The organism is Syntrophorhabdales bacterium, from assembly GCA_035541455.1.
In the GTDB taxonomy this organism is placed as follows: Bacteria; Desulfobacterota; Syntrophorhabdia; order Syntrophorhabdales; family WCHB1-27; genus JADGQN01.
This window is the reverse complement of record DATKNH010000044.1, coordinates 1-10,174: the sequence shown is the minus strand read 5'-3', so window position 1 is coordinate 10,174 and position 10,174 is coordinate 1. Positions and strand designations below refer to the sequence as shown.

Annotated in this window: 10 protein-coding genes; 8 read left to right on the top strand and 2 right to left on the bottom strand. The window is 53.4% G+C overall.

Annotation, left to right across the window (positions count from 1 at the left end; genetic code table 11):
• From VMT71_04840 to VMT71_04805, 8 genes are all read left to right on the top strand, one after another.
• Positions 1–183, top strand: a 183-nt coding sequence (locus tag VMT71_04840; protein HVN23273.1) for a 3-keto-5-aminohexanoate cleavage protein, incomplete at its 5' end; no start/stop codon positions are given.
• 309 nt (positions 184–492) lie between these two features.
• Positions 493–1,761 carry an ABC transporter substrate-binding protein gene (locus VMT71_04835; GenBank protein HVN23272.1) on the top strand — a complete coding sequence of 423 codons (1,269 nt, stop codon included), beginning with the start codon at positions 493–495 and terminating at the stop codon, positions 1,759–1,761.
• A gap of 21 nt (positions 1,762–1,782) precedes the next feature.
• A complete protein-coding gene (locus VMT71_04830) occupies positions 1,783–2,646 on the top strand; it encodes a branched-chain amino acid ABC transporter permease (protein HVN23271.1) in 864 nt (287 codons plus the stop codon).
• Positions 2,647–3,666: a branched-chain amino acid ABC transporter permease gene (locus VMT71_04825; GenBank protein ID HVN23270.1), complete on the top strand. Its 1,020-nt coding sequence runs from the start codon at positions 2,647–2,649 to the stop codon at positions 3,664–3,666.
• Positions 3,667–3,676: 10 nt separating this feature from the next.
• Complete coding sequence (locus VMT71_04820) at positions 3,677–4,411, top strand: ABC transporter ATP-binding protein (protein ID HVN23269.1); 735 nt, start codon at positions 3,677–3,679, stop codon at positions 4,409–4,411.
• On the top strand, positions 4,408–5,121 hold the full coding sequence (locus VMT71_04815) for an ABC transporter ATP-binding protein (GenBank protein HVN23268.1): 714 nt from the start codon (positions 4,408–4,410) through the stop codon (positions 5,119–5,121). The genes VMT71_04820 and VMT71_04815 overlap by 4 nt, the downstream gene beginning before the upstream one ends.
• A 249-nt stretch (positions 5,122–5,370) precedes the next feature.
• Positions 5,371–6,126, top strand: coding sequence for a cyclase family protein (locus tag VMT71_04810; protein ID HVN23267.1), 756 nt, complete (start codon positions 5,371–5,373; stop codon positions 6,124–6,126).
• A 155-nt stretch (positions 6,127–6,281) separates the two neighbouring features.
• Positions 6,282–7,277, top strand: a complete 996-nt coding sequence (locus VMT71_04805) for a fumarylacetoacetate hydrolase family protein (GenBank protein ID HVN23266.1) — start codon at positions 6,282–6,284, stop codon at positions 7,275–7,277.
• Between the two features lie 57 nt (positions 7,278–7,334).
• On the opposite strand, the gene VMT71_04800 is transcribed toward VMT71_04805, so the two are convergent.
• Positions 7,335–9,563, bottom strand: a complete 2,229-nt coding sequence (locus VMT71_04800; GenBank protein HVN23265.1) for a xanthine dehydrogenase family protein molybdopterin-binding subunit — start codon at positions 9,561–9,563, stop codon at positions 7,335–7,337.
• A 59-nt stretch (positions 9,564–9,622) separates the two neighbouring features.
• Positions 9,623–10,174 (bottom strand): thiamine pyrophosphate-dependent enzyme (locus VMT71_04795; protein ID HVN23264.1); only part of this gene is annotated, 552 nt, incomplete at its 5' end.

The window sequence follows — 10,174 nt, the reverse complement described above, 5'->3', positions numbered from 1 at the left end:
GGAGCTGTGGCAATAGCACTCGGCGGACATGTGAGAACCGGGCTCGAGGACGGCGTGCACATTGAAAAAGGTGTGCTCGCCAATGACAGCGCCCAGATGGTCGCGAAAATCGCACGTATTTCTAAAGAGATGGGACGTGATGTGGCAACGCCGCGAGAAGCACGGAGAATTCTGAATTTATGAATTTTCATCGCAGATATCCGCAGATGAGGGTGCCGTGGACAGCATTGTGATAGGACGACAATGCAGTCCATACTTCGTTGCTCCCGCGAAGGTCTCGCTCCGCGAAAGCGGATCGAGATTGAACGGCTGTGCCGCTCTATCACACAGGCGGTCAAGGATTGTCTATCTGCGTTCATCATCAGTTCTCATCCGCTTTTATCCCTACGGGATGCTTCGCAATCTGCGATAAAGGTGCTGTCTTGCATGGCTTAGTGAGTAGAAATCAGCGTTGAATTCGAGGATACCATGTAACCTAACAGGAGGCTGAGCATGAAAAAATATGACGAATCAATGAAAGAAGCAGGTTTGATCAGCAGACGTGATTTTCTCAAGACAACTGCTATAGGAGGCGCAGCTCTTGCCACCGGCATCTCCGGGCCTTTCTTTCACGCCCGCGCCGCACAACAGGAGATCCGCATAGGACACCTCACAAATCTGTCTGGCGTCTATGCCGTAGGAGGACCGCTCCTGGACAAAGGTCTCAAACTGGCCTTTGCCCAGAGCAAGTATAAAGATCGGGTGAAATTTTTCGTGGAGGACAGCCAGACAAAAGCAGATGTGTCGGTGCAGAAGGCGCTCAAACTTTACGAAAAGGATAACGTGAATATTCTGGTGGGCCCGATAGGGGGACATGAGTCGGCAGCACTCAGCCCGGTGCTTACCGCAAAAAAGAGGCTGCTGGTGGAAGCCTATGGCGCCAACTCCTACCTCGTGGGCAAAGACTGCAGTCCTTACACATTCATGCTCGGCCACACCACCTACAATATGACTGTCCCGATGGCGCCCTGGTTTTTGAAAACTCTCGGTAACAAAGTGTTCCTGGTAGGCGCGGATTATACAACCGGCCGCGACATCGCTCGCTTTTTCAAAGAAGCATTCGAAAAGATTGGCGGCAAAGTCGTGGGTGAGTTTTACTCGCCTCTCGGCACAGCCGAGTTCGCTCCGTATCTCAGCCAGATACGCAATGCCAAAGAAAAGCCGAACGGGATCTTTGGTTTTTACGCCGGGCCCGACCTTGTGAGCTTCGTGCGGCAACTCGACGAATTCGGATTGAAGAAAGACGGCTACGTATACGTAAGCACGATCGGCGCATTTTCAATGACCATGCTGCCTGCCATGGGGGACGCATGCGTCGGCTACTATGACTGCTTTCATTCGGTCCCCTACCTTGACACCCCTCAGAGCAAAGCCTTCACCGCCGTATGGCAGAAAGCCTATCCCAACGAGGTGATCGACGAGTTTAACATTATGGGCTTCGATACCGGCACTTGCCTTATCAAGGCTCTGGACGCGGTAAAGGGCGATCCGGCCAATACGGAAGGCCTGGCGACCGCGTTACATACGATCGAGTATGAATCCCCCAGAGGCAAAGTAAAGATGGGGGTGAACAACGGCACGATCGTTCCGATTTATGCCCGCAAGGTAACAAAGAAGGATGGCCAGTTCAGGTTTGATGCCACATTCCTGGGATATTTTGGTACTCCGTGCGGGCCACAGTATGAATGGGGTGCGTGCAAGCTGGGCTGTCCATCGACCTGAGCACCTTAACAGAATGCAGAAATGAGTTTTTCCGGCTTTCTGACTAACCTGCTCTATGGGATCACTATAGGTTCAGCCTATACGCTGATAGCCTCCGGTCTTTCCATAGTCTTCGGCGTCATGGGTGTGCTTAATTTCGCCCATGGAAGCTTTGTCATGTTGGGGGCCTATACAGGGCTGACCATCATGAATGTCACGGGGAATTTCTGGCTCTCGTTGACGCTCGCGCCTCTGGCAGTCGCACTGCTCGGCGGAATCGTCGAAAGATCGATGGTGAGCCGCCTCTATGGTAAGGACGTCCCATCCACTCTGTTTCTTACCTTCGGGCTGAGCATGGTCTTTTCAAACGTGGTGCTGCTCATATGGGGCGGCTCTCACTATTCCATCCAGCTGCCTTCCTACTTCAAGGGATTCATAAACCTGGCCGGTATGTATTACCCTAAATTTCGCCTGTTCGTGCTGTTATTCAGTTGCGCGCTGGTGGCAGTTCTCTGGCTTTTCTTAAGCCGCAGCCGCTGGGGACTACCGATCCGTGCCGGCCTTCATGATTTGGAGACGGTCGAAGCCTTTGGTATCGATATCTACAGAGTCTTCAGTGTTCTTTTCATCATCTGCTCCGGGCTCGCGGCAGTTGCCGGGGTGATCATAGGTTCCATGCGGAGCATAAATCCGATGATGGACCTTGATCTGATAACCGTTGCCTTGATTGTGATTGTCATCGGCGGACTAGGTAGCTTCAAAGGCGCGCTGATCGGCTCTCTGATACTTGGATTGGCAGAGGCATTCGGCGCGCAGGCAGCGCCGGGTTTCGCCAAGTTCACCACATGGGTGATCATGGCGCTGGTACTCATCCTACGCCCCAAAGGCCTCTTTTCGGAGCGTTGAATGGCTGATACAGAGAGTATACCCAGAAAACTCCAAAGCAGAACCATCATCGAGGCAGCGGTTCTGCTCGTACTCCTGCTCCTGCCGCTAGGCTCGGGCAGGCTTTTTTCCGATTTTTACATAGCACTCTGTCTGCGTATCATGATTTTCGGCATACTCATGCTGGGCTTCGATCTGCTCGCAGGCTACTGTGGTCTTGTCTCCTTCGGGCACGCCATGTTTTTCGGAACCGGCGCGTACGTAGCTGCCCTCACCTGGAAATATTTCACCGATTCGATATGGATCGGAATGCTTCTCGGTCTCGGTCTCAATGCGATCATCGGGTACGTGCTTGGCCTGCTCGTGGTACGGACCAGAACCGTCTACTTCATTTTTCTCACTTTTGCGTTTTCGCAATTCTTCTTTGTGACTGCAAACGGCTGGCGCCTCATCGGCGGCACTGACGGGCTCACGGGCATTCCGGCACCGGCTCTTGTGCCCGGCGTATCACTGGGCGAGCGGATTCCTTTTTACTATTTCACCGTCGCCTTTTTGCTGATCGCCTATTGGGTCGCGCGTCGCATTGTCAATTCGCATTTCGGACGTCTGCTAAGGGGCATCCATCAGAACGAGGAACGCGTTAACTTCCTCGGCTATAACTCACCTTTGCTGATCCGCAGGGTTTTTCTGATTTCGGGGCTTTTCGGTTCCGTATCCGGAACGCTCATGGCCTGTTTTCAGCCGTTCGTACCACCCGATTACTTTCACCTGAGTATGTCTGGCGAATTCGTGATGATGGGGCTCCTCGGAGGCATGGGTACGCTGGTGGGGCCGCTCATGGGAACAGCCATAGTGATCTTTCTGGGCGATCTCTTGAGCAGTTGGTTGAAAGAGGCCTGGATGCTCTGCCTCGGCGCCCTCTACGTGATCTGCATTCTCTTCTCGCCGGAAGGGCTCGCTAAGATCATAGCAAATATTTCGGCAACGGGCTTTCTCTCGCGGCTGTCTGGTCGCAAAGGCTCAACCATTAACGGGAGCTGAAAGAATAGCAATGCTTCGTGTCGAAAACATAAGTTTGAAGATCGGCGGGCTGCAGATACTTCGGGATATCAATCTTGAGATTGCAGAAGGAAAGGTTACTTCTATCATCGGGCCTAACGGCGCCGGCAAGACCACACTCTTCAATGTGATAACAGGACGCATGTCCCCCACTGCGGGGAAAGTCTGGTTCAAAGGACAGAATATCGTGAATATGCCGCCCTTTCAGATAGCCCGCCTGGGGATTGCCAGATCTTTTCAGATCACAAACATTTTCCAACGCATGAGTGTTTTCGAGAATGTCTGCATGGCGGCTCAAACAAACTCTCCGCATAGATCCAGCATCTTCTCGAAAGCCTCCGCCGATACCGCGATAGAGTGCAAGGCAGAAGAGATATTGAACCTTATGGGCCTTGCTACAATGAAGGAGAAGCTTGCGCGCGAGCTTTCCCACGGCGATCAGCGAAGGTTGGAGATCGGTATGAGTCTCGCAATAGAGCCGGCATTTCTGATGCTGGATGAACCCACGAGCGGTATGTCACCGGCTGAAACTGAAGCGACGATAGATCTCATAAGGTCTGTCGGCAAGAAAGTGACCCTCTGCATCATTGAGCACAAGATGAACCTGGTAATGACCGTGTCCGACAAGATAATAGTGCTCAACCTTGGCGGCAAGATTGCCGAAGGCTCTCCGGACGAAGTGGCCTCCGACGAAAAGGTACAGAAGGTGTATCTGGGAACGGCATGAAGGCGCTGGAAGTTCAGAACGTTGATACCTACTATGGAACGAGTCATGTGCTGCATGGACTTTCTTTGGAGGTGCCGCAGGGTCAACTGGTCTGCCTCATGGGGAGAAACGGAGCAGGCAAGACAACGACTATCCGATCGATCATGGGCATGACACGGCCCACACATGGCTCGATCAAGATATTCGGGGAAGAGGTGGCAGGTTCCAGATCAAACGAGATCTACCGCAAGGGTGCACGCATCGTCCCCCAGGGATGGCACATCTTTCCCATGCTGTCGGTTGAGGAAAATCTTCGCCTGGCACTGATAGGCCAATCGTCTCCCGATTTTAAAGCAGAAACCGAAAAGGCGTTTCGGATGTTTCCCATACTGGGGGAAAGAAAGAGGCAGAAAGCAAGAACCCTGAGCGGTGGCGAGCTGCAGATGCTGGCAATTGCGCGCGCCATGATGGGGCCGACACGTCTCTTGCTCATGGATGAGCCGAGTGAAGGACTCGCACCAGTGATTCTTGCACAGATCGGAAGAACCGTGCAGGAGCTGAAAAGTCGAGATATAACGATTTTACTTGCCGAACAGAACCTGCAGTTTGCGCTTAACGTCGGAGATTATTTTCACATCATCGATAATGGCACTATTGTATTTTCCGGAGACAAAACGTCATTGCTCTCGAATAGAGAAATACAGGTCCGTTATCTGGGCGTGGGGATATAACAGGTAACGACAGGAACAAAGGTTGAGGTAAAAGCAAAAGAAGGTCGAGAGAAAATTATTTGTGCAGGCAACAACAGGAACGAAGGTTAAGGAAAGTGCAAAAGAAGGCAGAGAGAAAAATGTCGAGAATTGGCTTGGCCTGTAGTTCATCTGTTTTAGTCTTTACCTCTCCCTGCTTCATCTTTTTCCTGCCTTTGGTCCTTACCTATCCCTGCTTTATCTTTTACCTGAATTTCTTACGAGGTGGCAATGAAGATTATCGATCTCAGTCTTCCAACTGAAGAAAGCACCAGCGAACCCATAGGCGTAAAAATCACCTATCTCACCCACAAGATGGGCAGCGAATTCCTGTGCCGATTCTTTGGCTGCCTCGATAGCGATCTGCCCGGAGGCCTGGGGTCTGCTGCCGAATCAATCACATTGAGCTCCCACTCAGGAACCCATATTGATGCACCGTGGCACTACGCACCGACATCGGAAGGCCGAAAGGCGAGGACCATTGACGAAATGCCGCCGGAGTGGTTCTTTGCTGATGGTGTTGTGTTTGACATGAGGCATAAGCCGAAAGGCTCAGGCGTGACTGTCGATGACATTCAGCAGTGCCTGGAGAAAATGCATTACACGATCAAACCGTATGACATCATCCTCCTGCAGACAGGTGCAGACAAGCATTGGGGCAACCCGGAATACTTTGACACGGGTTGCGGCCTGGTGAGGGAATCGACGCTCTGGCTTCTCGATCAAGGCGTGAAAGTCATAGGCACGGATGCCTGGGGCCTGGACCAGCCCTTCTGGGCAATAAAGGAAGAATTCGAGCGCTCGCATCGCAAAGAGGTTTTGTGGCAGGCGCATTTTGCGGGGATAGAGAAGGAGTACTGTCAGATAGAAAAGCTGGCGAACCTGGATAAGCTTCCTGCTCCGACAGGTTTCAAGGTGGCCTGTTTTCCTGTCAAGCTCAAAGCGGCCAGCGCCGGATGGTGCCGCGCAGTGGCAATCCTGGAATAAAGATAGACCGCTCCGCTCTGAGGCGTAGCACGTCCGCTGCGCTAGGACGATCGTGACGCAAGGCGTCACTAGGAAGACCGCACTTCGTGCTGGGAAGATGAAAGGATAATCATGAAGCACGTCGTGGACAAGCGTAGCTATTAAGGAGGATCGACATGAAGTTTGTCACATTTGAAGTAAAGACACCGATCGGTCCGGTACAGCGCATAGGCGTTTTGAAGAGACAAGGCATTATAGACCTTCATGCGGCCTATGCCTCATACCTGAGAGACGTTCGTGGCATATATCGATGGCAGGAGCTGGCAGAGGCAATAGTACCGCCCGACATGCTGAAGTTCATCGAGGGCGGCGCCATGTCGATGGAGGCAGCTCTTCAAGCGCTCGATCACGATGAAAGGTCAGGAGATCGGGCAAATGACAGTAGTGGAGCAAGGACCTTCTATGAGCTTAACGAGGTCAGGCTGCTTGCGCCGGTGCCGCGTCCGCTTTCAATCAGGGATTGCTCGGCATTTCTGCAGCACGTGAAGAATGCGCGTGCCCGCGCAGGGTTGCCAGCCGAATTGCCGCAGGTGAATTATGAAATCCCTGCTCATTACCGCACCAGCACCACTGATGTCAGCGGGCCCGATGAGCCCGTCTTCTGGCCGGGCTATACTGAAAAACTGGATTATGAGCTGGAAATCGCCCTCTGCATTGGTAAGCAAGGGGTCAACATACGGCCGGATGCGGTGAACCAGTACATTTTCGGCTACACTATTTTCAACGATATCAGCGCCCGTGATATCCAGAGAAAAGAGATGGAACTGAAACTAGGGCCTGCGAAGGCTAAGACCTTTCAGAGCTCCAACATAATGGGGCCCTGCTTGGTCACGCCCGACGAAATAGATGCAGGGAACCTTCGGATGACAGCCCGGATCAATGGCGAGATCTGGTCGGACGGCAACACCGGGGACATGCAGTTTACGTTTGCCCAACTGGTCTCTTACATATCGAAAGATGACCCTCTCTACCCTGGAGAGTTCATCGCTTCCGGAACCGTAGGTTTCGGCTGCGGCCTGGAGCTTGATCGATGGATCAAGCCTGGCGACATACTGGAACTGGAAGTAGAGGGGATAGGCGTACTCAGAAACAAAGTAAGCCCCAAGGCCTGACTAAAGAAAGATGGAAGATGCGAAGTCCGCCCTTCGGGACTCCGCCTCGGTCTCAGCTCACGTCTTCTTCAGTCCGTCCAGCACAGCCTTTATATTTATCGGTATCTCATTGCATCTGACCCCGACAGCATTATAGATCGCGTTCGCAATAGCAGGCGCAGGAATACTGTACGGCGGCTCACCCACTCCTTTCGCACCGAACGGCCCATAAGGATCGTCCGGTTCAACAATAATGGGTTCCACTGCCGGCACATCCAGGATCGACGGTATCTTGAAATCAACCAGATTAGGGTTCAGACAGATGCCTGTCTGCGCGTCGATATATTGTCTCTCGAGCGTGCCGAACCCTGTTCCCATGATAGCTCCACCTTCTATCTGGTTCTCACAGCCGAGACGATTAATGGCCCGTCCCACATCGTGAGCAGCAACAAGTCGCAGGACCCCAACCCTGCCCGTCCGCGTATCTACTGCCACTTCTGCGAAGTGGACACCGAAGGTGAGCAGGGCCACGTTCTGCGGAGGCTTGCCGGAACCTCTGCCTATAATCGGGCTGGGCGTCTTTGACAGAATCTCTTTGTAAGGAACTGATCTGTTCTCTCCTTTGATGACAATTTGCCCTTCCCTGATCTCCAGGTCTTCTTTTTTCTTCTTCAGCAGCTCGCCTGCAATCTCGAGCAACTGGTCCTGGGCATCTCTGACAGCGGCGATGACCGCGAGGCCCGCGCTTGTAGTGCCACGGCTCCCGCCGGGAGGACCCGTATCTGTAGTCGCGTCTGTGTCGCCGGTAATCACGTGTACCGCCGGATAAGGGACCCCCATGGCTTCAGCTGCTATCATGGCCATGGTCGTTTTCTGCCAGCCACCACTGTCGTTGAGGCCGCACATGAGTTCCACAGTGCCGTCCGGGTCAAGCTTGATCTGGGCAGACATGGGAGAACTAATGCCACCATGGCGGCAGGCGTGAAACGCAACGCCCATGCCTTTCTTCACCAGGCCCTGGCTCGACCCTGCCTTCCTCCAATTGCTCTGCCACCCGACCCGCTCCGCACCCAGCCGCGCGCACTCCTCAATGCCGATGCTGGCAAAGGGAACTTTCCGGTCCTGATCGCCATCTTCTTTTTGCGCACAGTTTTTCAGGCGGAATAGAAGCGGGTCAATCCCGAGCTTCTCTGCCAGCCTGTCCATATGTACTTCCTGGGGGAACATCCCCGCAGGATGGCCGACGCAGCGCATGTGGCCTCCCTCGGGCTTGTTGGTGAACACATTGTATCCCTCGAGTCTGACGTTGGGGCATCGATAGACGAATTTCGGCGTCTCGAGGGATGCATTGGCACCGTCCAGGTGATAGTAGGCACCCAGGTCAGCGTACAGCTTAGCCTGAATGGCGGTCAGCGTCCCGTCCTTTTTTGCACCATACTTCAGATACCACGTGGTTGGGTAACGATGGTGCGCCGAAAGAGAATTCTCCTCTCTTGTGTACTCGATTCTGACAGGCCGACCCGTCCTCAGTGCAAGCAATGCGGCGATGATGTGGTATCTCTCCACAAACGCCTTGTCACCAAAGTCACCACCGATGTACGGGGTCATTACCTTCACTTGATTTATCCGGAGCCCTAGTGCCCGCGCAACGTCGGTTCGCACCCGGAAGGGATTCTTGTGCGAATCCCACAGGGTCAGCCGTCTGCCGCCCCAGGATGCCACTACGACCCGCGGCTCCATAGTCACATGCTGGATAAGGTGAGTTTGATACTTCTCTTCCAGTATCACATCTGCCTGTTTGAATCCTTCCTCGACATCGCCGCGGATGATGGTGTCAGCGGTTTCCTGTATCACATTTCCTTCCGGGTAAAGCTTCGGCGCTGTCTGCTTGAGTGCCTCTTCAGCATCGAGTACGAAGGGAAGAATTTCATAATCAACCTTGATCAATTCAAGGGCATTCTCCGCAGTCTCTTCATCGATGGCTGCAATGGCGAGCAGTTCGTCACCCACGTAACGCGCCGTGCTCGCGAGAACCGGCATTTGAAAGAACGGAGGAGTTTCCCGCTTGTGTATAGCAAACTCAGGGGTATCCCCAGGCGTAAGGATGGCTCTCACTCCGGAAAGGGTCTCTGCCTTTGATGCGTCAATTTTCCGTATCCGTGCATGCGCATGAGGGCTGCGGAGAATCTTGACATGGAGCATGCCCGGAAGAAAGACATCGGAAGCGTATTTTGCTTCGCCGGTGAGCCTCTCGAAAGCATCGACACGCTCTACTTTCTTTCCGATAACTTCGAATTGCTTCGCCACAGGATCCTCCAATTAAACTTTCACCTTACCCAGAATTATGCCCAAGCGCCGTTCGATTTTCAAGCCAATTCAAATTCGCTGCCTATCATGTCCCTGTTCGATGCCCCCGGCGGCACAATAGGGTACACATTCTCCTCGTAATGTATCGGTATATCGATTATACACGGCCCCGGCTCGGACAAAGCCCTTTCCAGTGCGCCGGCCAAATCGCCCGGCTCAGCCACGCGAAAGCCTGGTATCCCGAACTGGCGCCCCAGAGCAGCAAAATCGAGCTTGAGGGAAAAACGCGAGGCGATATACCGCTTATCGTAGAAGAGCTCTTGCTGCTGTCTCACGAGCCCTAAATGACCATTATTCATGATCACTATCTTGACCGGGAGATCGAGCTCTGCCAGCGTGGCCAGTTCCTGAATGTTCATCTGAAAAGAACCATCCCCGCTCGCGCAGAGGACTGTCCTGCCCGGATTCGCCAGGGCCGCGCCTATAGCTGCAGGAAGGCCGAAGCCCATCGTCCCCAGGCCACCTGACGTCAAGAGCCTGCGCGGCTTTGTAAAGGGATACGCTTGAGCTATCCACATCTGGTGTTGCCCCACGTCTGTCGTCACAATGGT

Bases quoted from the DNA above. Each gene is read 5' to 3' on its own strand.
- VMT71_04835 (HVN23272.1), top strand. From the start codon at position 493: ATGAAAAAATATGACGAATCAATGAAAGAAGCAGGTTTGATCAGCAGA.
- VMT71_04830 (HVN23271.1), top strand. From the start codon at position 1,783: ATGAGTTTTTCCGGCTTTCTGACTAACCTGCTCTATGGGATCACTATA.
- VMT71_04825 (HVN23270.1), top strand. From the start codon at position 2,647: ATGGCTGATACAGAGAGTATACCCAGAAAACTCCAAAGCAGAACCATC.
- VMT71_04820 (HVN23269.1), top strand. From the start codon at position 3,677: ATGCTTCGTGTCGAAAACATAAGTTTGAAGATCGGCGGGCTGCAGATA.
- VMT71_04815 (HVN23268.1), top strand. From the start codon at position 4,408: ATGAAGGCGCTGGAAGTTCAGAACGTTGATACCTACTATGGAACGAGT.
- VMT71_04810 (HVN23267.1), top strand. From the start codon at position 5,371: ATGAAGATTATCGATCTCAGTCTTCCAACTGAAGAAAGCACCAGCGAA.
- VMT71_04805 (HVN23266.1), top strand. From the start codon at position 6,282: ATGAAGTTTGTCACATTTGAAGTAAAGACACCGATCGGTCCGGTACAG.